Raw genomic sequence first — 20,516 nt, forward strand, 5'->3', positions numbered from 1 at the left:
CTCCCCACCCTCTCACCCCTCGCGACCTGCCGCAGGAAGACACGGCGCCTCCTTCGCCGCCGGCCGCGGACCCTTCGCCGTCAACCGCGGCGCCCGCACCGCGACCGGCAGCGCCACGCCCTCCCGCGCGGGATAAGAGCGGACTGCCGAACCTCAACATTCCGCCGCATGAGGTCCGCGGGCGCATCGAGGACGCGGTGCCTGATATGCCGGCAGTGCCCGCCGTGCCTGCGCCCGCCCCACCGCCTGCGCCGCCGCTGCCTCCCGCGCCGCGGATTCCGGGTCTCTAACTCACCGCTTTCAGCCCCACGATGCCGCCGATGATCATGGAGAGGAAAAACACCTTCCACACCGTGGCGACCTCGTGCCCGGCCGCGAAGGAATAGATAACCGCCCCGACGTGCCAACACCCGCCCACACCGCATAGGCCGTGCCTACCGGGATGCTGCGCATCGCCCACGCCAGCCCGCCCATGGAAATCGCGCAGGCCACGAGGAAAATAAGCGAGGGCCACAAACGCGTAAAACCTGCGGATTTATCCAATGCCGCCGCCCACACGGCCTCGACTGCGCCGGAGAAAATCAAGATGAACCACGCCATAACTGCTTCCTGGCCGTCTTGTCGCGTTGCCGGGTACGGCTCCCCCCGTCCGGGGCTCGCGCAAGACGCGGCGAACCTGCACCCAATGATGGCACACTGGGAAACCATGAGGATTGCATTTCTTGGAACTGGCCGCATGGGAACCGAACTAGCCCGCCGCCTGCTCAATGAGCAAGACGGCATCGAATTGACCGTCTGGAACCGCACCGCCGAGCGTGCCCAGCCGCTGGTGGAGGAAGGCGCCGAGCTTGCCGCCTCGCCCACCGAGGCCGTAGTGAACGCCGAGGTCATCATCACCTCGCTCTTCGGGCCTGACGATGTCCGCGAGGTCGTCGTCGAGCCGCAGCTCATCCCCGCCGGCGTGACCTGGATCGATACCACCACCGTCTCGCCCAACGATGCCCGCGAATTCGCCGCCGCCGTGGAAACCTACGTCCACGCCCCGGTCGTCGGCACGCTCGGCCCGGCCCGCGAGGGCAAGCTCGGCATCTATGTGGGCACGCCTGACGACGCCCGCCGCGAGCAAGCCATGTCCCTCGCCGAGTCCTGGGCGGGAGAAGACAAGCTCATCGGGGTGGAGGCGGCGGCCACGGCGGCCATCGGAAAGCTGCTGGCGAACCTCGCGCTCGCCGTCACCGCCGAGGGCCTGCTCGAAGCCCTGCAACTCGGCGAGTCCGAGGGCCTAGACTCCGAGGTTGTGCTGCAAATGCTTGATATCACCGGTCTGTCCTTCATCGCGAATATGAAGGCGCCATTTATCACCGGCGAGCGCAATACCGACCCGGGCGATTTCACCGTCGACGCCCTGGCTAAGGACGCGAAGCTCATGGAGATGACCTCCACCAAGCCGCTGCCCGCCCTGACTGCCGCCATCGGCCGCTTCGAGGAAATGCAGGCGATGGGCCACGGCGACCAAGACTTCTCCTCCATCTTCGTCTTCCGCAATAAGGGCTAGTTATCCACAGGCCCGCAGCGAGTGCGGGCCGAAATTCGCCCTTCCGGCCCTAGTTATCCACAGATTCGCGCGCTCACCCTCGCACAGATTGCGCGCGGTGGCTTAGGCTGCGGGGCATGACAGCTCTTCAGACCTATCTCGCGGCCTTGGCGCCCGGCATCGATATCGTTGCCGGGTGCGCTGGCATGTCTGAAGACCAGCTGTGCGCCGCCGGCGCGCCCAATAAAACGGCCCTCACCTTGCTCACGCTTGCCGACGCCCTCTTTGCCCCCACCTCCTTTACCCGCCTCCAACGCCAGGCGGTTAACGCCGCGCGCGACCGCGCCCACCCACTGCCCACGCTGGAGGTAATCGAGCGCTACGCTTCCCGCGCCAAGACCAAGCGCGATGCCTGGCGCCTGCGCGTGGAGTTGTGTCGCACCGCCGCCGATACCGATGAAATGGAAAAGCTAGCGCGTAAAAAGCTGCGCGAACTCAATCCCCCGACCCCGCCACGCCCCGGCGTGCGCATCCGCCGTCGCAAGGACGCGCCGTGGACCCTCGCTATTACCGGGCCTTCCTCGCTCATCGCGGACTTGGAATCCAGCCTGGACGAGGACGCGCCTCTCGATTCCGTTGCGGAGCTCTTCTCCCCTTCCGGCGCCGCCCCAGCCACCCGTCCAACCATTACGACGAATGCAATTATCACGCTCGACGAACTCGACCGCATCATCGATGGCGACGGCGAGGAAATCACCATCCAGCTCACCAACGGTGCCCGCCTCACCGGCGCGGAACTTGTCTCGCGCACGCTGGCAGAGCGCGGGCTTATCACCCTCGTCCATCCCTACGAAGGTGCGGTCAACCTCTACCGGACGGAACGCATGGCCAGCGAAAAGCAGCGGCTCATGGCTGCCGCCGAAAACCCTGTGTGCCCGTGGCCCGCGTGCAACTACCCGGCGGATAAATGCCAGGTGCATCACCTGCAAGCGTGGCGACACGGCGGCGAGACCAACATGTCAAACCTCGCCACCTGCTGCCCGTACCACAATGGTGCCAATGACGATGACCCGAATGCCCCGCCTGTCCGCGGGCGACTCGTTCGCCGCCGAGGTCGCGTGGTATGGCAACCGCCATGGGCCGATACCGCCGCATCGCCGTCCAGCCCGAACGAGCCAGTGCAACCGACCCCGCCGGATCCACCGCACTAGCACTCATGCCGCTAGGCAGCAGGATGCCCTGCTGCCACTTTGGCATGCCCGCACCACGCCACAGCGTATGACCCGGAATGCACGAATCGTGCGGCACCGCTAGCCGACGATGCGCGCGGCGGCGGCGCGGGCATCCGCAATGACGTTGGGCACTCCAACGCCGCCGGCCCAGGCGCCGGTGACATCGACTCCCGGCGTCGCCGCGAGGGTACCGCGTGCGCCGGCCACAGTTTCGAGGTGCCCGGCGTCGTAGCGCGGCAGGCCGCCGAACCAACGCTGGGTGAAGATCTCCGCGACACCCGCGGCGCGGCCGTCGAAGCCGGTGAGTCGCTGGAGGTCATCGAGGGCATAGTCGACAAGGTCGTCTTCTTCGGCGCGGACGATGGCGTCGTCGCCAAAGCGGCCGAAGGAGGCACGTACGAGGGCACCGCCACGCTCAGCCAAGTGCGGCCACTTGCGGGAGGAAAGTGTAAAGGCCTTGGCGTGCACATCGTCTTGGTCGGTGGCCACGAGAATGCCGGAATTCTGCGGCAAAGCGTTTCCCGAAGGGTCTGTATCGGACTCGAATTTCAACCCCACGACGGCCGACGCTGCCAACTTCACTCCCTTCAGCCGTCCCGCCGCTTGCGGGGCGACCTTGCTAAGAAGGCGCGCCGCGGTCGGAGCCGGGGTAGCTACCAGCACGCGATCAAACGGCGCCGCATCGGCCGGTGCTCCGGCCAGGCGGAATTGCTCGCCCTCGCGAGTGATGCCGGAGATAAAAGTATCGAGGTAGATCTTGGCGCGGGATTGCTCGGCCAGTGCCTCATAAAGCTGCGCGTAGCCGCCGCGAAAAGTCTGGAAGACGGGGCCGCCGCTGCGGGGCGCGGCCGCGCGGGCCTCCTCCAGCGTGCGGACCGCGGCCGAGAGAGTCACTGGGCCGCGCTCGGACAGCGCGTCGAGGGTCTCCGCCAGCGCCGGGATGGTCGCGCGCAAACCCAGATCATCGGCCGAACAGGAGTACACGCCGCCGAGGAGGGCGGAGATAACGTGGTCGACGAGGTCGTCGCCAAACTGCTGGCGCACCAGCTTGCCTGCGGAAACGTCGCTGCCCGCCGTCCACTCGAAGGGCTCCTCATTGTCGATGCGGCGCGCGGTCTCGGCCGAGACCAAATGCGCGACCGGCTCCGAGTGCGAAGGAATGCCCATCATTCCGCCGCGCGGCAACGGCTTGAGCTCGCCGGAGTACACCAGCGAGTGCAGACCGGAGGGCTCGACCAAGCTATCGCCGAGACCGAGGGATTCGATAAATTCCACGGCATCGCGCCGGCGGGCGAGGAAGGCCTCGGCGCCCATGTCGGTCGGGCCGTCGTTAAACGGCACAGAGTACAGCTTGCCACCGATCCGGCCGGCGGCCTCGAAAACCTCGACGTCGTGGTCGCGCAGCTCGTAAGCGGCCGTCAAGCCCGCCAGGCCGGCACCGATAATCGCAATACGCATTTAGCCCTCCTCGTGGATGATGGAAACGGCGCGGGTGATTGCTTCCGCGTCAGTAGTTGGCAGGACCCCGTGGCCGAGGTTCCAGATGTGGCCGTCAATATCGCCGCGCTCGCGCGCCCGATCGACCTCGCCGCGGATGGTGCGTACGGCCTGGCGCACGGCGTCGTCGCCGGCAAAAAGCATGGCCGGGTCAAGGTTGCCCTGCAGCACGCGGGCGCTCACGCGCTCGGCCGCGGCATCCATGGGCACGCGATAGTCGACGCCCATGACCTCCGACCCCGCCTCCGACATTGCTGGCAAGAGCTCGCCGGTGCCGACGCCGAAGTGGATGCGCGGAATATCTACGCCGGCCAGGATTTCTCGCGAATACGGCAAAACGAATTCGCGGTAGTCGCGCTCGTTGAGGTAGCCCGCCCAGGAATCGAAAAGCTGCATGGCGTCGATGCCGGCGTCGACCTGCACCTGCAGGAAGCGGGTGATGGTAGGCACCAGGCGGCGCATGAGCAGATGCCAGGTCTCCGGCTCGGCGTGCATGAGGGCCTTGGTGCGCTCGTGGTTCTTAGACGGCCCGCCCTCAATGAGGTAGCTAGCCAGCGTGAACGGCGCACCAACGAAGCCGATAAGCGCTTGGGTTTCGGTGAGCTCGGTCAGGATGCGGGCGATGCCTTCGGTGACCTCGGGGACATCGGCCTCTAGCAGCGGCAGCTTGCCGACGTCCTCCCTACTCCGCACCGCCTGCTCCATCACCGGCCCGCGACCCGGCACGATGTCGACCTTGACGCCGGCGGCTTTGAGCGGGACGACGATATCGGAAAATAAAATGGCAGCATCAACGTCATGGCGGCGCACCGGCTGCAGGGTAATTTCTGCTAGCAGTTCTGGCATGAAGCAGGAATCGAGCATGCTAATCCCCTCGCGGGCGGCGCGGTATTCCGGCAGCGAACGGCCAGCCTGGCGCATGAACCAGACTGGGGGTCGGGAGGGGGTGCGGCCGAGGGCGGCGTCGATAAGCGGGGCACGATTAAGTCGAGACATGCCCCAATTATGAATCAAAAGTTGGAGTGGGGGCTAATTAGCCACGCAAGCTGCGGTCCTTAATAAAGCGGTTGGACTGCGGCTGGAAAAGCAGCGCGAGGGCGATGATCAAGGAAATGGGGATAATCAGCAGGCTAAGCCCGCCAATGCCAAGCGCCAGGGCGGCGATATTATTAAAGAGCGCGATGGCGATGACAATGGTGATGATGCGGCGCGCCCACTTGGACCCGCTGGCCAGCTGCGCGGCAAAGAGCGCCAGCACGACGGCGCCGACGGTATTGGTCACCGCAACAAATAGGCGATTTGAATGGAGATACTCCGCGACCTGCGGGTTCTGGGGCTCTACCTGCGGCCCGCCCGAGCCGAAGATGCCCACCAGGCCGCTGACCAGCATGAGCACGGCGCTGACGACGAGCACCCAATAGGCCCAGCGCAGCGGCCGCGGCCAGGCGTCGAGGTTCTGGCTGGCGGAGGTATTTCTGGCCGCGCGGTTATAGTCCCGGGGTCCGGGCCGCTCGGTATTGCTCATCGCTTGTCCTCCCGGTCAGTGCGCTTGCTACGCTGGTCATCCTTGGCACGCTTGCGTTCTTGCTCGGCGCGCTTCTTCTCGCGCTGCGCTTGTTCGAGTTCCTTTTCCAGCTCGCGCATCTGCTCGAGCTCGCCGGTGTAATCCAAGGTATCGACCCGCACGGAGAAAATCAGGCCGAGCACCGCCGCGACGCCGACCAGGATCTGCACCATGCCATCGGCAGCAAAGAGCCAATCGGGCACATCAGCGCCGGCCGGGGTAACCATGAAGGTCAGCAGGATGCGGAAGCCAAAATACAGCGAGAAAGCGAACCACACGCGCCGCGAGGTACCGGCCCGCTTGCCGCGACGCGCCAAGGACCGCAGCAGGAAGGCCAGCAGCACGATAATCGCCAAGGAAATGGCTGCCGAAAGGGCGACGGAGGCGTAGGCGGCGGTGCGGAGGAAGGCGTCGGAAAGCTGGGCTTCATCGACGCCGGCCGGTGCGGACTTGGCCATCTCCTTGGCCTGCGACATGAGTACGTCGTGGTTGAGCAGCGTCAGCACCACGTTGAGCACCTGGTGCACGGCCTCGCCGCACAGCGCGCCCATCCACAGCCACAGCATGTACGCCACGGATTCCGGGCGTTGCGTGCGCGGCGAGCGCGGAGCAGGGGCGGACGACGGGGGCGTAACAGTCACAGGGATCCTTTACTTGAGCAGGCGGGCGGCTTCGGTAGCGAAGTAGGTGAGAATCTGGTCGGCACCGGCGCGCTTGAACGCGGTCAGGGACTCGAGCATGATGGCCTCGCCGTCAATCCACCCATTGGCGGCCGCGGCCTTGACCATCGCGTACTCACCGGAGACCTGGTAGACCGCAACCGGCACGGGAGAAGTCTCCGCCACGGCCGAAAGCACATCCAAGTAAGGCAGGCCGGGCTTGACCATGACGAAGTCCGCGCCTTCTTCGATGTCGAGCTCGACCTCGAGCAGGGATTCGCGGAAATTGCGCGGATCCTGCTGGTAGGTGCGGCGGTCGCCCTCGAGGGAGGAGCCGACGGCGTCGCGGAACGGGCCGAAGAAGGCGGAGGCATACTTGGCGGAATAAGCCATGATGGCCACGTCCTCGTGGCCGGCCTCGTCAAGGTCGGCACGGATGGCGGCCACCTGGCCGTCCATCATGCCGGACGGGGAGACGATGTGGGCGCCGGCGCGGGCCTGGGAGCGGGCCATGTCTTGGTAGAGCTTGACGGATTCGTCGTTAAGCACGCGGCCCTTGTCATCCAGCACGCCGCAGTGGCCGTGGGAGGTGAATTCGTCGAGGCAGGTATCGGCCATCACGATGAGGTCATCGCCGAATTCCTCGCGCAGGCAGGAAATGCCGCGGTTCAAAATGCCCTGCGGGTCCCACGCGACGGAGCCGGTATCATCCTTGTCCTCCTCGAGCGGAACGCCGAAAAGATCGACGCAGGTCACGCCGGCTTCTAGGGCCTCTTCGGTCGCGCGGCGCAGGGAATCAAAAGTGTGCTGGTAAACGCCCGGCATGGAGGGAATCTCGCGCGGGGCGTCGAGGCCGTCCACGATGAACATGGGCAAAATCAGGTCCGAGGGGCGGACCTGGGTTTCGGCCACAAGGTTGCGCATCGCGGGGGTGGTGCGCAGGCGGCGTGGGCGGCGGGCTGGGAAAGTGCTCATTGGGTACTCCTTAGAGCGAGACTAAACTTATGCCTTGTCGACCTTAGTAGCCTTCTTGCGCGAGCGGCGCTTCTTCCTCGGCGCGGGAAGGTTTCCGGCGGCGCGGAGGGCGGCGACGTGGTCTGCGAGGGCGTCGACAAGCGCGGGTACGTCCGCGACCTCGGGCACGACATCGACGCGCAGGCCCATCTCTTCCGCGGCCGCTCTTGCCGACGGCCCGATACACGCAATGATCGTCCGCTGGTGCGGTTTGCCCGCAATGCCCACCAGGTTGCGCACGGTGGACCCAGAGGTGAAGGCGACGGCGTCGAAGCCGCCGGTCTTGATCATGTCGCGGATCTCGGCCGAAGGCGGGGCGGCGCGGACGGTGCGGTAGGCCACGACGTCATCGACTTCCCAGTCGAGGGCCTTGAGCCCATCCACGAGGGTATCGGCCGCGATATCGGCGCGCGGGAGCAGGACGCGGCCGACGGCGTCGATATCTTCCACGAAGTTGGGGAAGACATCGAGCAGGCCCTCGGCGTTCTGCTTTTTCTTGTGCGGTAAAAGCTCCGGGACCATGCCCTTGGCGCGGATGGCGGCCGCTGTCTTGGTGCCCACGGCCGCGAGGTGGACGCCGGCGAAATCGCGGGCGTCGAGGCCCAGCTGGGCGATCTTATCCCACACCGCGTTCACTGCGTTGACGGAGGTAAAGACGATCCACTTATAGCGACCCTCAACGATTCCCTTAATGGCGCGGTCCATCTGTGCCGGATTGCGCGGCGGCTCGATGGAGATGGTGGGCACGTTTTGGGGAATGGCTCCGTAGCCGGCCAGGCGCGCGGACATCGGGCCAGCCTGCTCCTTAGTGCGCGGCACGAGCACGCGCCAGCCGTAGAGGGGACGGTTTTCCCACCAGGAGTATTTGGTGCGGTCGTCGATGCTGCGGCCGAGGGTGACCACGAGCGGGCCGACAAGGTCAGCGTCGAGCTTGCCCATGGTGCCCAGAGTGGTCTCGTAGGTGCGCTGCAGGCGGGTGGTGCCGTGCACGGTGACAAAAGCCTCGGTCTCGGCCGGCATGCCGCGTTGTTGTAGCTCTTCGGAGATGACCGGCAGGTCCTCCTTCGTGGCCTGCAGAACGATGGGCTGCGTGGCGTTGGCCAATGCGTCCCAATCGGCACCGTTGGTGACATCGGCCTCGGTATAAGTCGAGCCGAGTGCAATGCCAGCAAAGGACGGCACGGTCGACGGCAGGGACATGCCCGGCACGACCTGGAATTCCAGGCCTGCGGAGGCCACGGCATTGATTTCGGCCTTGATGGACTCGCGGTGCAGCGGGTTGCCGGTCACGAGGCGGATGACATCTTCGCCGTCGGCCTCAACCAAGCATTCACGCAGCTGTCCGACGATATCCTCTCCCGGTTCATACAGCACCGCCGCCGTTGGCGGGGCGGGGCGGGGCGGCTTGCGGCGCGCGCCCTTGGCCTTGGCGTCGGCGCACATTTGGGCGTATTCAGCCTCGGCGGCGTCGAGAAGCTCTTGCGGAACGGGCAGGGCGGCTGCGACGGCATCGCGCACTCCCTGCATGACCTCTGGATCGGTCACGGCGATGGCACTATTTGCCAGAACCTCGCGGGCGCGGACGGTCAGCAGGTCGGGATTACCTGGACCAGCGCCCACAAAGACGATCTTGCCCAATTGGGTGTCTGGCGCGGCATTGCTCATAAAGTTCTTTTCTAAATTCGGGCGCGCGGCACCGCGCACGGACATGATCGCATGCGGTGTGGTTCCCCGCGCCGGCGGTGGGTGACACGGTCATAACGGCCAAAATCCCAGGCCTTAAGTCCTGGGATGCCCTTAAAGGGGGCCGGATCATTGCGGGACAATGATTTGTGGTATCTACACCTTAAATTATTAGCGCCTAAAGGCGAAATTACTTGCCCAGCAGCTCGGCCGCACCACCGGCGAAAAGCTCGTCGGAAACGCGCGCGCCGAGCTCGGCGGCTTCGGCCGCAGGCCCGGAGGCGGTGGCAGTAAGCTGACGCGAACCATCGAGCGCAAAGACGCCACCGCGCACGGTGAGCTGGTCGCCGTCCCAGCGCGAGGTGGCGGCCACCGGCGCGGTACAGCCGGCCTCAAGGCGGGCCAGCACGGCGCGCTCACCGGCCGCGGCGGCCGAGGCGCGGTCATCGACGATGGCATCGAGGGCCGCGGCAGCCTCGGTTCCGGCCACAGCCTCGATGGCGAGGGCGCCCTGGGCCGGCGCCGGCATGAAGACGGAGGGCTCGAAGATTTCGGTGGCGCGGTCCGCGTAGCCGCCGCGCAGCAGGCCGGCATAGGCCAGCAAGACGGCGTCGAGCTCGCCGTCGGTGACCTTGGACATGCGGGTATCGATATTGCCGCGCAGCGGGCGAATCTCCAGGTCGGGGCGGATGGCGGCCAGCTGGGAGATGCGGCGCGGGGCGGAGGTACCCACGCGCGCGCCCTGCGGCAGCTGCGCCAGGCTCAGGCCATCGCGGGCGACGAGCGCCTCGCGGGAATCCTGGCGCTGCGGCACCACGAGGCGGAAGCGATCATCGGGCGCGGTGGGCAGGTCCTTAAAAGAGTGGACGGCGATATCGCACTCGCCGGCATAGAGGGCCTCGCGCAGCGCTTGGGTAAATACGCCGACGCCGATACGCTCGACCGGTGCCATATTGACGTCGCCGGCGGTGGTGACGATGTGGAGCTGGGAGTCAAAGCCGGCGTCGATAAGCCAATCGCGGACGTGGCCCGCCTGGGTGGTGGCAAGCTTGGAGCCGCGGGTACCAATCTGAAACATTTAGGCCTCCTTAGTCATGGTGGGCAATTCATTAACGGCCACGGACACTCCGGAGCCTTCCAGTTGCAGGCCAAAAAGTTCCTGCAGGGCATTCTCGCTGCTGACACTGCTTTCCGACGCCGCCAGTTTCTTCGCCCGCACCGTTGGTTCATGCAGCAGCTTATCGGCCACGCGCTTGAGGGCGCGCTGGACGTCCTCAAGTTGCTTGCCCGAGATTTCGGGGTGCTTATGTTGCAGGCGTGCGGCCTCGCATTCCACGAGGTCGGCCGCGCGGCGGTGCAGGGCGCTCACGGCCGGGACGACATCGCGTACGCGCTGCGCAGAGGTATAGGCTGCCAGCTCTTCGTCGACGATGCGCCGGGCCTGCGCGTGCGGGCTAGTGCCGGCCGCGACGTCGGTATCGGCGGCCGAGAGCGACTTGCTCAGGCGCTCGATATTGACCAGATCCACGCCCTCGGCCGCAGCGGCGGCATCGTCGATATCGCGCGGCAGGGAGAGATCGATGAGCATGAGCTCGCGGCCGGCGGGAATGTCGGTGGCCTCGATGGTGAAATTATCGGCGCCGGTGGCGGAGATGGCCAGGTCGACGTCGGAAAGCGCGGCGGCACGTTGGGAAAAGTCCACGACGCGGGCGGCAACGCCCGCCTCCTCGGCGTGGCTGGCCAGGCGCTCGGCGCGCTCACGAGTGCGGTTGGCCAGCACCAGCTCCTTGACCCCCAGCCGGCCGGCGTGGGTGGCGGCGAGCGATGCCATAGCGCCCGCGCCGAGGACCAACGCGGTCTTGCCGGCCAAGTCCTCAGCGTCTAGGCGCTGCAGGGCTTGGTCGAAGGCGAAGGACACCATGGAGGAGCCTGCCTCATCGATGTCGGTCTCGGAGTGCACGCGCTTGCCCGCCCGTAGTGCCGACTGCGCCAGCGCGTGGATGCGCGGTCCGGCCGTGCCCTGTTCGGAGGCGGCCTGGTAGGCGCTGCGCACCTGGCCGATGATCTGCTGCTCTCCTACCACCATGGAATCCAGCCCAGAGGTCACCGACATCAGGTGCTCGGCCGCGGCGTCGGCATAGCGCACGTAGAGGTAGCTGCGCAGCTCCTCCTCGCTCACGCCCGATACTTGGGTGATCACGCGCACGACTTCCTGCACGCCGGCGTGGAAGGAGTTGGTGACGGTGTAGATCTCCATGCGGTTGCAGGTGGAGATGATCATCGCCTCTGAAAGTGAGTCGGCCGCCACCAGTTTCCCGCAGGCGGAATCCTGGACCGCACTATCCATGCTCAGCTTCTCCAGCAGCGCCACTGGCGCCGACTGGTGGGACATGCCCACGACGAGCACGCTCATGCACAACACTCCTCAACCATTTGATTGATTTTAATCCTCCAAAAGAATACCCGCCGGTGGCATGGATCCCGAATTATCTGCTTAGTTCGGCCGCGAGCTCGGCGTTGTCTACTTCCCAGCAGGCGAACTCTTCGCCGTCGATGACCACGACGGGTACGCGATCACCGAACTCCATGGCCAGCTCCGCATCCTCATCCACGTTACGCACGGCAAGCTCCGCACCTGCCTGCGTGACAACGGGGGTAATCTGCTCCCTCACGCGCGCACAAGAACCGCAGGTGGTGCGCACCATGAGCTCGACGAGATACTGAGACATATTCTCCTCACAGGGACGGCGGCGGTCGAAACCATTACTATGGACACGTTAGTCCACCCCGCGTTTGCGAAAGCTGTTTGTCTGACTCGTGTCCGCTACCACTCCCCCAGGGTTCCCCGAAACTCCCCGCGAATTCTTGGCCAACTGGACCGCCTCGCGCGGCAATCTGCGTAATTTTTTAGAAAACCAGGCGCTCGCCCCGCTGGACGAGGAATCCCAGCGCACCGCCGGCGAAGCCGCGGCCGCGGCGGCATTGGAAGAATTCGGGCTGGATCTAGAGGATTTTGCCTCCGGTGTGGATTCGGTAACCGGCTCTTATGACGCGGCGGGCGCGCAGCGTATTACCGCCCAGGACCCAGACGTACCGGTAGATGTGGGCGCGGCGGCGTTTTTCGACGTCGACAATACCCTCATCCAAGGCTCCTCCCTCGTGGAATTCGCCTTCGGGTTGGCCCGCAAGCGCTACTTCCGACTATCGGAAATCGTGCCGATTGCATGGAAACAGCTTAAGTTCCGCGTTTCCGGCAGCGAAAATGCCAGGGACGTCGCCGCCGGCCGTGCGCAGGCGCTGGAGTTTGTCAAAGGCCGCAGCGTCGACGAGCTGGTCGAGCTATGTGAGGAGATCGTGGACGCCTCGCTCGCACGCCGCGCGTACCCCGGCACCACCCAATTAGCAGAAATGCACTTAGCCGCCGGCCAGCAGGTGTGGTTGGTCACGGCCACCCCGGTGCAGCTAGCGCAGGTGCTCGCGCGGCGATTCGGGTTTACGGGAGCGCTCGGCACCGTCGCGGAGGTCAAGGATGGCAAGTTCACCGGCCGGCTGGTCGGCGATATCCTGCACGGCCCCGGCAAAAAGCACGCCGTAGCCGCGCTCGCGACCATCGAGGGCTTGGACCTTTCGCGCTGCACCGCGTATTCGGATTCCGCCAACGACGTGCCCATGCTGTCCATGGTCGGTACCGCCGTGGCCATTAATCCAGACCGTAAGCTGCGCACCATCGCCAGCGAGCGCGGCTGGCTGGTGCGCGACTATCGATCCGTGCGCCGCGCTATCCGCACCTATGGCCTGCCGGCCCTGGCCACCGCTGCCTTTTCCTATGGCGGCTGGCGCTACTACCGTCGCTAAGCTACTGCTTGCGGTAGCGGTCGGCGCTGGGAAGGGACTGTAGCAACATGCAAAACCCTCCGCACAAAGGCGGAGGGTAAGAAGCGAGCTGGGTTTACTTGCCCAGCTTACGGCGCTGCACGCGGGTGCGGCGCAGCATCTTGCGGTGCTTCTTCTTGGACATGCGCTTGCGGCGCTTCTTAATGACGGAACCCATAGAGTCCTCACTTTCAAATAGTACGTACTGTCAAACTTGTCAGCGCTAAAACGGCGAAGGTGCACTCTTGCCGCCGTGGCCACACGGACCGCGGGCCACATCAGCGAGCCGACACGAATGCACACCATCTTACCCAGCCCCCAGCCCGTGACCAAAAAGGGCCCAGGAGAAAGAACAGCGCCCACCACCGCTGACCACGATGGCCAGCAGAGGTGGGCGCTGTCTAGTGCGGCGCGAGCCTAGGCTCCGTAGACGGATGCCTCCAAGTACTCGTTGACGGCGGACTCGTGAACGCGGAAAGAGCGTCCAACGCGAACAGCCGGCATTTCGCCTGCGTGAACCAAACGGTAGACGGTCATCTTGGAGACGCGCATAATCTCGGCGACCTCCGCGATCGTCAGAAAGGTTCCCTTATCTTCATTTGCCATATATATCTAACCCTTCAGCTCGGTGCGCGCTGTAGGCTTCCCCTCCCACAGGACTTCACGCACGTGCTTGTCCTAGCCTATCGTGAAACATGTGACTAATGCGACCCAAGTGCCAAATTTCTTCACAGCATTCATTAGGGTTTACCCCGAAAGCGCTGCTTAACACCCGCCCCAACGCTCCCGGGCGGGTACACCCCCACCACGGGAAGGTCGCGCACGGAAGCTTTAGCCAAGCTCCTTAGCCTTGTCGGAGCAGGCCTCTGCCGCGCGGTAGAACGCTCCGCGCAGGCCGGACTCCTCCAGCTCGCGAACAGCGGCCGCGGTGGTGCCGCCCGGCGAGGTCACTCCGGCACGCAGCTGGGTGGCCGAGCGGCCAGAGCTGGCCAACATCTCGCCGGAGCCGACCGCGGCCTGAGCGGCAAGCTTCTCAGCGACGTCGCGGGGAAGGCCGAGCTGTACGCCGGCGTCGACAAGCGCCTCTGCCACAAGGAAAAAGTATGCCGGGGAGGAGCCCGCCAGCGCGGTGGCGGCGTCGATATTCTTCTCCGGGATGACCGCAACCTCGCCAACGGCTTCGAGGAGCTCGCGCACGCCATCCATCTGGGCATCGCTCACGTGCTCGCCAGCCGCGCAGGTGCACATGCCGCGGCGCACCAACATGGGGGTATTGGGCATGACGCGCACCACCGGCTGGCCTTCGCCCACCGCACCCTGCAGCTGCTCTAGCGTTAGGCCTGCGGCCATGGAAACGACCACGGCGTCCTTCGCCGGCGACAGGCCTTCGAGCAGTTCCAGGATGGCGTAGGGCTTCACGCACGCGAAGATATAATCCGCGCCGTCTACCGCGGCCGCATTATCGCTGGTGGTATTCACGCCATAGGTCTGTTCGAGTTCTTGGCTGCGCGATTCGGTGCGATTGGTAACCGTGATATCCGAGCCCGCAAAGCCCGATGCCACGAGACCCGAGGTCAAAGCCTCACCGATTTGTCCGCCGCCTAAAATTGCAATCTTTGTCATAGTCTCCACCATGCCAAAAATGCGGAACCCCGGCTACCGTGTGGGGTAACCGGGGCATCGCCAAGCGCGGGCTTAAAGCATGACCAGTAGGAGCGGGCCGAAGGTAAGGACGAGGCCGGTAAAGCCGGCCAGGAACATGGAGAAACCATCGCGTGCGGTGCGCAGCGCGTGGGTCACACCGACCATAATCGCGGTGACGCACAGCGCTAGGACGGCCACGACCAGGCGTGGGAAGTTATCCCACAGAATCTCAAAGCCCTTGAAGATGACAATCGCCAGCAGGATGCCCGCGACAATCATCAGCAGGATGGATACCGGATTGAGCTTCTCGTGCTCTTCTTCCACCCAATCCTCGTTGTCTTCGACCTTGGGTAGGTTGCCGGTTTCCTCTGCGCTCTTGGCGACGCCCGCCTTCTTCGACGCCGGCACCGCCGCCGCGGCCGCTCCAGCACCTGCCGCTCCAGCGCCCGCTGCCGCAGCTCCTGCTCCGGCCGCCTTCGCGCGCTTGTCATCCTTAGGCTTTTCAGCGCGGGCCTTTTCTGCGGCTGGCTTCTTTGCCGCTGGCGTGTCCGCAGCAGGCTTTGCAGCAGCAGGTTTAGCCTCGCCCGCCTTATCCACCCGCTGGATTACCGCGGTGTCATCGGCTGAAGGCTGGTTCTTCTTCGCCGCGTCCTGAGCCGCGCCGGTGGCAGCAGGCTTTTGTGCGGCCGGAGCAGCGGCAGCCGGAGTAGCGGACGAAGCAGCTGCGGTCTTTGTGGTGGGCCTTGCGGCAGGCTTGGTAGTCTGCGCCGCCTTAGCTGCGGGCTGTGCCGCGCGCTTTGCCGCCGGCTTTGCGGCTGGGTCCGCGGCGGGCTTCTTCGTGGAATCGGCACCGGCCTTCCCGGCAACCGCCTTCTCGGCACCGGCCTGTTCGGCTGACTTGGGGGAACGGATGACGGGGGCGTCTTCGTCGATAGAGACGGAGGTGTGCTTGGCCTCGGCAGGAGAAGCCTTGACCTTTTTGAGGTTGCCGGTCAGCTCAGCAACGGAAATGCCGCCTTCATCCAGGCTGCGGCGGTGGCGACGAGAACGGTTATCTTTCTTGCTTTCCTTCTCGCCGCGGGCTTTGTTATTGCGAGCCAGCAGCTCTGCCACGGTCAACTTATTCTGGTCAGCCATGATCTCTTCCTATTCCAATCCCTTGTCGGTCCGGCGCAAAATGACGCCCTCACGCAGCGCCCACGGGCAGATTTCCAGCTTCTCGATTTCCAAGGCTCGCATGGATGCCTCGGCCACCAGAGCGCCGGCAACGATTTGGTGCGATCGGTTAGAACTTACACCTTCTAGGTCCGCTCTGTCTGCCGCAGTCATGCGGGAGATGAAGGAAATCAACTGACGCAGACCCGGTGCAGTCAACGTGCGCTTGACGTATGGGCCGGCAGACGAGGGTGCAGAGCCGGTAAGTCGTGCAAGCGTACGGAAGGTTTTAGAGGTGCCCACGGCGAGGCCGGCGGGACCCATCGCCTTCATCTGTGCGGCAACGTCCTCAAGCTCCGCATCAATAAAATCGCGCAGCGCACTTACCTTCTTCTTCTCTGGCGGGTCGGTATCGAACCAATTATGGGTCAACCGGCCGGCACCTAGGTCGAGGGAGAAGGCAAGGTCGGGGTGCTCATCAGTACCGGTGGAAAGCTCCAGCGAGCCGCCGCCGATATCCAGGTTGGTGATACGGCCAGCGGACCAGCCATACCAGCGACGCGCGGAGAGGAAGGTCAGCTGGGCTTCTTCCACGCCGGAGAGGATTTGCAGGCGCACGCCAGTATGCTTTTCCACCTCATCGAGCACTTCCTCAGAATTGGGCGCGGAGCGCACCGCCGAGGTAGCAAAGGCAATGAATTCAGCGCAGCCAAGCTTTTCACCCAGCTCGCTAGCTTCAGCTACGGCACTGACCAGCTTCTTTACACCCTTTTCATGGATGTTGCCCTTCTTATCCAGCTGTTCTACCAGCCGGAGCGGGGTCTTCCAATCACTCATCGGAGTCGGTCGTCCGCCCGTCGCGGCATCGACCGCAACGAGGTGGACGGTATTGCTTCCGACGTCTAATACACCTAATCGCACACTAATAGCGTAGTAGGTCTACCGTGGTTAGGTGTGAATCGCCCAAAATCTGACACGGTATATCTAGGTTTTCCCGCGAGCTCGCCCGCGGCGGCGTCGATAAGAGCGGGCCGCGAAGAGGCCCCCGATTTCCCGCGGGAGTGGTTTGAATTTACCAACCCGAACGACCCACACCACGTCTTTTCCATCGACCTGACATGGGTGGAATCGCACTACAGCTGCCAATTTGGTACTTCGGCATGCCGGGGCATCGACAAGCGCCAGCCCGAAGTGGGCTGCTGCGTGCATGGCGCTTATATGGCCGATGAGGAAGACCGCGACCAGCTTTATGACGCCGTCGCGCGCATGCCCGCCACATATTGGCAGCTGCGCCCAGCGGGGGTAGATGAATTCCTCGCGCAAGACGATACGGATGAATTAGAGCCGTGGCTGGAATGGGACGAACTCGACGGCGAGGATGGGGAACCGGAACCGGCCCTTAAGACGCCGATTGTGGATGGAGCGTGCATTTTCGCCAACCGCGCCGGTTGGGCTACGGGCACGGGCTGCGCACTGCACCAGTGGGCGGTGGATGCTGGCGAAGAGCTCACGGTGGTCAAGCCGGAGGTGTGCTGGCAGCTGCCGCTGCGCCGGTACGAGGATTATGAAGAACGCCCGGATGGGCAGGAGATCCTACGCACCCAGATAGGCGAGTATGACCGTCGCGGTTGGGGCAATGGCGGCGAAGATTTTGATTGGTATTGCTCAGCCGATTCCGCCTGTCACGCCAACCCGCTGCCGATGTGGCAGTCGCACGAGGACGAGCTGGTAGCACTAATGGGCCGCGAGTCCTATGAGATTCTGGCCGAGCACTGCAAGGCCCGAGCGGCAGCGGCCGAACACGGCGTCCAGCTCACGCAGCACCCAGCCAGTGTGAAGGCCGGGAGCCTGCAGGCGGAAGGCCAGCAGGCGGAAGATTAGAGCTCGAATTTATAGCCCAGACCGCGCACCGTAACCAAATGCTTCGGGCGGGAGGGCTGTTCCTCAATCTTGGAGCGGAGGCGCTTGACGTGGACGTCGAGGGTCTTGGTATCGCCAACATAATCAGCGCCCCAAATGCGGTCAATGAGCTGACCGCGGGTGAGCACGCGGCCGGCGTTGCGCAAGAGGTACTCCAGCAGGTCGAATTCCTTGAGAGGCATGGATACCGGCTCATCGGCGACGGTAACGGTGTGGCGCTCCACGTCCATCTTGACGCGGCCGCCTTCGAGGATCTGCTCGGCAACCTCTTCCTCGGCCTCGGCCTCGGCACCGGATCCAGAATCATGGCCGCGGCGCAGTACCGCGCGGATGCGGGCGATAAGCTCGCGGGAAGAATAAGGCTTGGTGACGTAGTCATCGGCGCCCAGCTCGAGGCCGACGACCTTATCAATCTCGGAGTCGCGCGCGGTGACCATGATGACGGGCACGGACGAAGTAGTGCGCAGCTGTTTGCATACCTCGGTGCCGGACATGCCGGGCAGCATGAGGTCCAAAAGGACGATATCGATGTCGTTTGCGGCAAACTTTTCCAGCGCGGTAGGGCCATCATGCGCGATGATGGGCTCAAAACCTTCCTTGCGGAGGAGGAATGCCAGCGGATCTGCCAGCGACTCTTCATCTTCAACGATGAGGATGGTGGTCATTGTGCTTTATCCTTTCGACGTGCTGCAACGCGTGCCACTGCACGCGGGAGCCCAGGCGCCGCCGCGTCGACGGCATCCCTTTTCTCATTATCCTTCATGCCAGCTTCCTGCGCTGGCTTTTCTTCCCTGTAGATGGGCAATTCAATGGTGAATGTAGAACCCGTACCCGGCCGGGACCATAGTTTGATATTGCCACCATGGTTGGCCACCACGTGTTTAACAATTGCTAATCCTAGGCCAGTGCCTCCGGTCTGCCGCGACCGGGCTTGGTCTACACGGAAGAAGCGTTCAAAAACACGTTTCTGGTCATCCGGTGCGATGCCAATGCCACGGTCCGTGACGCGGATGAGTACGACCCCACCATCCACCACCTTTTGGGAGACAGACACCGGCATTTTCTCCGGCGAGTAGTTAATCGCATTGGAGACCAGGTTGGATAGTGCTGTTACCAGCAGGGATCGATCGCCTTTAACCTGCACGCCGACAGAGGCGCCGCGGTTGAGCTCGATGGAACGGGCCTCGGCAGCAAGGTGGTTGCGCGAGAGGGCTTCATCGATGAGATCATCTACGGCCAGCGGTTCCATCTCCGGCAGGGCCTCGGCGCCCTGCAGCTTGGACAGGGAGATAAGTTCGCTGACCATATCGGCCATGCGGTTGGCTTCCTTATAGACCTTATTGCCAAAGTACTCCACGGTCTCTTGGTCACCGGGATCTTGTAGCAGGGCCTCTGCCAGCAAGGCAATGCCGCCGACGGGTGTCTTGAGCTCGTGGGAGACGTTCGCCACGAAGTCACGGCGGGCGGACTCCATGCGGACATTTTCGCTTTCATCGGTGCCGTAGACGATGACAAAGCGGCCGTCATTAAGAGTCAGTGGCTTAATCACCGCCCTGACCTGCGTGACGCGGTGTCCCGTGCGCCGCTTGGGAATAGCTATGTCAACGGTGCGGGTCTCCTTGTCTTCGAAGACCTCCTGCGCGGTCTCCCATACCTCTGGGTTAACGGCGCGGTCATGCACCAAGGACATCTCATGCGCGGCCGGATTAGACATGACGATTTCCTGGCTGCGGTCCAGCACCGTCAGCGCCGTCGGCGAGCCTTGCACGGCCAAGTGCAGCACCTGGCTAACCGTCGTAACCTGATTGGCCCCGACATCGGTAGCCTGGCGGTAGCGCGCAATGCGCCCGCGCGCCCAGGACATCGCCGGCAGCGCCAACCCGCAGGCCACCACGCCGGCGGCAAAGGAAAGAATCAATTCCACGTGTCTAGCCTATCCATCACAAAGTCCCCAGGGAATACTCCCCGGGGACTTTAGCGCAGTTACTTACTTACCGCCCTGCGCAGCAACGGCGGCGGCACCGGCAGCAGCAGCTTCCGGATCCAGGTAGGTACCGCCTGGGTTTGCTACCGAGCCGTCCTCGGTAATCTCATAAACCAGCGGGATGCCGGTGGGGATATTCAATCCGGCAATATCATCATCAGAAATATTGTCCAGGTGCTTGACCAGTGCGCGCAGGGAGTTACCGTGAGCGGCGATGAGCACGGTCTCGCCCTTCTTTGCGCGCGGGAGGATTTCCTCTTCAAAGTACGGCACAAAGCGGGCGACAACATCCTTGAGGCACTCGGTCTGCGGGACCTTATCTAGGTCTGCGTAGCGCGGGTCATTGGCCTGCGAGTATTCGGAGTCATCGGCCAGCTCTGGCGGGCGCGTGTCATAGGAGCGGCGCCATGCCATGAACTTTTCCTCGCCGTACTCTTCCTTGGTCTCAGCCTTATTCAGGCCTTGCAGGGCGCCGTAGTGGCGCTCGTTGAGACGCCAATCGCGCACTACTGGGATCCAGTGACGATCGGCGGCATTGAGCGCGATATTTGCGGTGCGGATAGCGCGGCGCAGAAGAGAAGTATAAAGGACGTCCGGCAGAATGCCTTCCTGCGCGAGCAGCTCGCCGCCGCGCTTGGCTTCCGCCTCACCCTTTTCGGTCAGGTCTACATCGACCCAGCCAGTGAACTGGTTGGACTCATTCCACTTGGATTGGCCATGGCGAAGGAGAATTAGCTTTCCGTTAGTCATGTTTCCA

General features: G+C 64.0%; 21 protein-coding genes, 1 pseudogene and 1 riboswitch. Of the genes and pseudogenes, 4 read left to right on the plus strand and 18 right to left on the minus strand.

Annotation, left to right across the window (positions count from 1 at the left end; all coding sequences use genetic code 11):
- Nucleotides 1-286: 286 nt before the first annotated feature.
- Nucleotides 287-600: pseudogene (locus tag MHK04_RS10570) on the minus strand (DMT family transporter).
- Between the two features lie 8 nt (nucleotides 601-608).
- Nucleotides 609-675, minus strand: a riboswitch (guanidine-III (ykkC-III) riboswitch).
- Nucleotides 676-706: 31 nt separating this feature from the next.
- Between MHK04_RS10570 and MHK04_RS10575 the strand changes: the two are divergent.
- Both MHK04_RS10575 and MHK04_RS10580 read left to right on the plus strand, forming a co-directional pair.
- Nucleotides 707-1,555 (plus strand): NAD(P)-dependent oxidoreductase, encoded by an 849-nt coding sequence (locus tag MHK04_RS10575; protein WP_200288311.1) that lies wholly within the window; start codon nucleotides 707-709, stop codon nucleotides 1,553-1,555.
- A 116-nt stretch (nucleotides 1,556-1,671) separates the two neighbouring features.
- Nucleotides 1,672-2,745, plus strand: a complete 1,074-nt coding sequence (locus MHK04_RS10580; RefSeq protein ID WP_239208695.1) for an HNH endonuclease signature motif containing protein — start codon at nucleotides 1,672-1,674, stop codon at nucleotides 2,743-2,745.
- A gap of 99 nt (nucleotides 2,746-2,844) precedes the next feature.
- Here the strand turns inward: MHK04_RS10580 and MHK04_RS10585 are convergent, their stop codons facing one another.
- The 9 genes from MHK04_RS10585 to MHK04_RS10625 form a co-directional block, all read right to left on the minus strand.
- Complete coding sequence (locus tag MHK04_RS10585) at nucleotides 2,845-4,224, minus strand: protoporphyrinogen oxidase (RefSeq protein ID WP_200288313.1); 1,380 nt, start codon at nucleotides 4,222-4,224, stop codon at nucleotides 2,845-2,847.
- A complete protein-coding gene (gene hemE, locus MHK04_RS10590; protein ID WP_239208697.1) occupies nucleotides 4,225-5,259 on the minus strand; it encodes a uroporphyrinogen decarboxylase in 1,035 nt (344 codons plus the stop codon).
- Nucleotides 5,260-5,296: 37 nt separating this feature from the next.
- On the minus strand, nucleotides 5,297-5,788 hold the full coding sequence (locus MHK04_RS10595) for a tellurium resistance protein TerC (protein WP_239208699.1): 492 nt from the start codon (nucleotides 5,786-5,788) through the stop codon (nucleotides 5,297-5,299).
- On the minus strand, nucleotides 5,785-6,468 hold the full coding sequence (locus tag MHK04_RS10600; RefSeq protein ID WP_239208701.1) for a CCDC34 family protein: 684 nt from the start codon (nucleotides 6,466-6,468) through the stop codon (nucleotides 5,785-5,787). Before MHK04_RS10600 ends, MHK04_RS10595 begins: the two co-directional genes overlap by 4 nt.
- A gap of 9 nt (nucleotides 6,469-6,477) precedes the next feature.
- Complete coding sequence (gene hemB / locus MHK04_RS10605) at nucleotides 6,478-7,461, minus strand: porphobilinogen synthase (RefSeq protein WP_200288314.1); 984 nt, start codon at nucleotides 7,459-7,461, stop codon at nucleotides 6,478-6,480.
- A gap of 27 nt (nucleotides 7,462-7,488) precedes the next feature.
- Nucleotides 7,489-9,165, minus strand: coding sequence for a bifunctional uroporphyrinogen-III C-methyltransferase/uroporphyrinogen-III synthase (locus MHK04_RS10610; protein ID WP_234288131.1), 1,677 nt, complete (start codon nucleotides 9,163-9,165; stop codon nucleotides 7,489-7,491).
- Between the two features lie 208 nt (nucleotides 9,166-9,373).
- Entirely contained in the window at nucleotides 9,374-10,261 is an 888-nt protein-coding gene (hemC, locus tag MHK04_RS10615) for a hydroxymethylbilane synthase (RefSeq protein WP_023020479.1), read from the minus strand.
- Complete coding sequence (locus MHK04_RS10620; protein WP_239204747.1) at nucleotides 10,262-11,596, minus strand: glutamyl-tRNA reductase; 1,335 nt, start codon at nucleotides 11,594-11,596, stop codon at nucleotides 10,262-10,264.
- A gap of 73 nt (nucleotides 11,597-11,669) precedes the next feature.
- Complete coding sequence (locus MHK04_RS10625) at nucleotides 11,670-11,912, minus strand: glutaredoxin family protein (RefSeq protein WP_023020477.1); 243 nt, start codon at nucleotides 11,910-11,912, stop codon at nucleotides 11,670-11,672.
- An 88-nt stretch (nucleotides 11,913-12,000) separates the two neighbouring features.
- Here MHK04_RS10625 and MHK04_RS10630 point away from each other — a divergent pair, with 88 nt between their 5' ends.
- Nucleotides 12,001-13,038, plus strand: a complete 1,038-nt coding sequence (locus tag MHK04_RS10630; RefSeq protein WP_023020476.1) for an HAD family hydrolase — start codon at nucleotides 12,001-12,003, stop codon at nucleotides 13,036-13,038.
- A gap of 94 nt (nucleotides 13,039-13,132) precedes the next feature.
- Here MHK04_RS10630 and MHK04_RS10635 read toward each other — a convergent pair whose 3' ends face one another.
- The 5 genes from MHK04_RS10635 to MHK04_RS10655 all read right to left on the minus strand — a co-directional run bounded on the left by MHK04_RS10635 (nucleotide 13,133) and on the right by MHK04_RS10655 (nucleotide 16,776).
- Nucleotides 13,133-13,234 carry a 30S ribosomal protein bS22 gene (locus MHK04_RS10635; RefSeq protein WP_003855542.1) on the minus strand — a complete coding sequence of 34 codons (102 nt, stop codon included), beginning with the start codon at nucleotides 13,232-13,234 and terminating at the stop codon, nucleotides 13,133-13,135.
- A gap of 239 nt (nucleotides 13,235-13,473) precedes the next feature.
- Nucleotides 13,474-13,662 (minus strand): helix-turn-helix domain-containing protein, encoded by a 189-nt coding sequence (locus tag MHK04_RS10640; RefSeq protein ID WP_005527601.1) that lies wholly within the window; start codon nucleotides 13,660-13,662, stop codon nucleotides 13,474-13,476.
- A gap of 225 nt (nucleotides 13,663-13,887) precedes the next feature.
- Nucleotides 13,888-14,679 carry a pyrroline-5-carboxylate reductase gene (proC, locus tag MHK04_RS10645; RefSeq protein ID WP_239208703.1) on the minus strand — a complete coding sequence of 264 codons (792 nt, stop codon included), beginning with the start codon at nucleotides 14,677-14,679 and terminating at the stop codon, nucleotides 13,888-13,890.
- A 72-nt stretch (nucleotides 14,680-14,751) separates the two neighbouring features.
- Nucleotides 14,752-15,837, minus strand: a complete 1,086-nt coding sequence (locus MHK04_RS10650) for an Rv0497 family membrane protein (protein WP_239208704.1) — start codon at nucleotides 15,835-15,837, stop codon at nucleotides 14,752-14,754.
- A 9-nt stretch (nucleotides 15,838-15,846) separates the two neighbouring features.
- Entirely contained in the window at nucleotides 15,847-16,776 is a 930-nt protein-coding gene (locus tag MHK04_RS10655; RefSeq protein WP_080971159.1) for a Ppx/GppA family phosphatase, read from the minus strand.
- A 33-nt stretch (nucleotides 16,777-16,809) separates the two neighbouring features.
- Between MHK04_RS10655 and MHK04_RS10660 the strand changes: the two genes are divergently transcribed.
- On the plus strand, nucleotides 16,810-17,736 hold the full coding sequence (locus tag MHK04_RS10660) for a DUF3109 family protein (protein WP_239208705.1): 927 nt from the start codon (nucleotides 16,810-16,812) through the stop codon (nucleotides 17,734-17,736).
- Here MHK04_RS10660 and MHK04_RS10665 read toward each other — a convergent pair.
- From MHK04_RS10665 to MHK04_RS10675, 3 genes are all read right to left on the minus strand, one after another.
- The gene (locus tag MHK04_RS10665) at nucleotides 17,733-18,440 is read right to left on the minus strand and encodes a response regulator transcription factor (protein WP_239208706.1); all 708 of its coding nucleotides are present in this window, start codon (nucleotides 18,438-18,440) and stop codon (nucleotides 17,733-17,735) included. The two genes, MHK04_RS10660 and MHK04_RS10665, sit on opposite strands and share 4 nt — an antisense overlap.
- On the minus strand, nucleotides 18,437-19,699 hold the full coding sequence (locus tag MHK04_RS10670) for a sensor histidine kinase (protein ID WP_200288320.1): 1,263 nt from the start codon (nucleotides 19,697-19,699) through the stop codon (nucleotides 18,437-18,439). The genes MHK04_RS10665 and MHK04_RS10670 overlap by 4 nt, the downstream gene beginning before the upstream one ends.
- A 63-nt stretch (nucleotides 19,700-19,762) precedes the next feature.
- Nucleotides 19,763-20,509, minus strand: coding sequence for a phosphoglyceromutase (locus tag MHK04_RS10675; RefSeq protein ID WP_023020469.1), 747 nt, complete (start codon nucleotides 20,507-20,509; stop codon nucleotides 19,763-19,765).
- Between the last annotated feature and the right edge of the window lie 7 nt (nucleotides 20,510-20,516).

Source organism: Corynebacterium nasorum (assembly GCF_022345765.1).
GTDB classification, from domain to species: domain Bacteria; phylum Actinomycetota; class Actinomycetes; order Mycobacteriales; family Mycobacteriaceae; genus Corynebacterium; species Corynebacterium kefirresidentii.

Bases quoted from the DNA above. Each gene is read 5' to 3' on its own strand.
- MHK04_RS10640 (WP_005527601.1), bottom strand. From the start codon at position 13,662: ATGGCAAATGAAGATAAGGGAACCTTTCTGACGATCGCGGAGGTCGCC.
- hemC (WP_023020479.1), bottom strand. From the start codon at position 10,261: ATGTTTCAGATTGGTACCCGCGGCTCCAAGCTTGCCACCACCCAGGCG.
- proC (WP_239208703.1), bottom strand. From the start codon at position 14,679: ATGACAAAGATTGCAATTTTAGGCGGCGGACAAATCGGTGAGGCTTTG.
- MHK04_RS10675 (WP_023020469.1), bottom strand. From the start codon at position 20,509: ATGACTAACGGAAAGCTAATTCTCCTTCGCCATGGCCAATCCAAGTGG.
- MHK04_RS10650 (WP_239208704.1), bottom strand. From the start codon at position 15,837: ATGGCTGACCAGAATAAGTTGACCGTGGCAGAGCTGCTGGCTCGCAAT.
- MHK04_RS10585 (WP_200288313.1), bottom strand. From the start codon at position 4,224: ATGCGTATTGCGATTATCGGTGCCGGCCTGGCGGGCTTGACGGCCGCT.
- MHK04_RS10625 (WP_023020477.1), bottom strand. From the start codon at position 11,912: ATGTCTCAGTATCTCGTCGAGCTCATGGTGCGCACCACCTGCGGTTCT.
- MHK04_RS10610 (WP_234288131.1), bottom strand. From the start codon at position 9,165: ATGAGCAATGCCGCGCCAGACACCCAATTGGGCAAGATCGTCTTTGTG.
- MHK04_RS10580 (WP_239208695.1), top strand. From the start codon at position 1,672: ATGACAGCTCTTCAGACCTATCTCGCGGCCTTGGCGCCCGGCATCGAT.
- MHK04_RS10665 (WP_239208706.1), bottom strand. From the start codon at position 18,440: ATGACCACCATCCTCATCGTTGAAGATGAAGAGTCGCTGGCAGATCCG.
- hemE (WP_239208697.1), bottom strand. From the start codon at position 5,259: ATGTCTCGACTTAATCGTGCCCCGCTTATCGACGCCGCCCTCGGCCGC.
- MHK04_RS10635 (WP_003855542.1), bottom strand. From the start codon at position 13,234: ATGGGTTCCGTCATTAAGAAGCGCCGCAAGCGCATGTCCAAGAAGAAG.
- MHK04_RS10595 (WP_239208699.1), bottom strand. From the start codon at position 5,788: ATGAGCAATACCGAGCGGCCCGGACCCCGGGACTATAACCGCGCGGCC.
- MHK04_RS10620 (WP_239204747.1), bottom strand. From the start codon at position 11,596: ATGAGCGTGCTCGTCGTGGGCATGTCCCACCAGTCGGCGCCAGTGGCG.
- MHK04_RS10575 (WP_200288311.1), top strand. From the start codon at position 707: ATGAGGATTGCATTTCTTGGAACTGGCCGCATGGGAACCGAACTAGCC.
- hemB (WP_200288314.1), bottom strand. From the start codon at position 7,461: ATGAGCACTTTCCCAGCCCGCCGCCCACGCCGCCTGCGCACCACCCCC.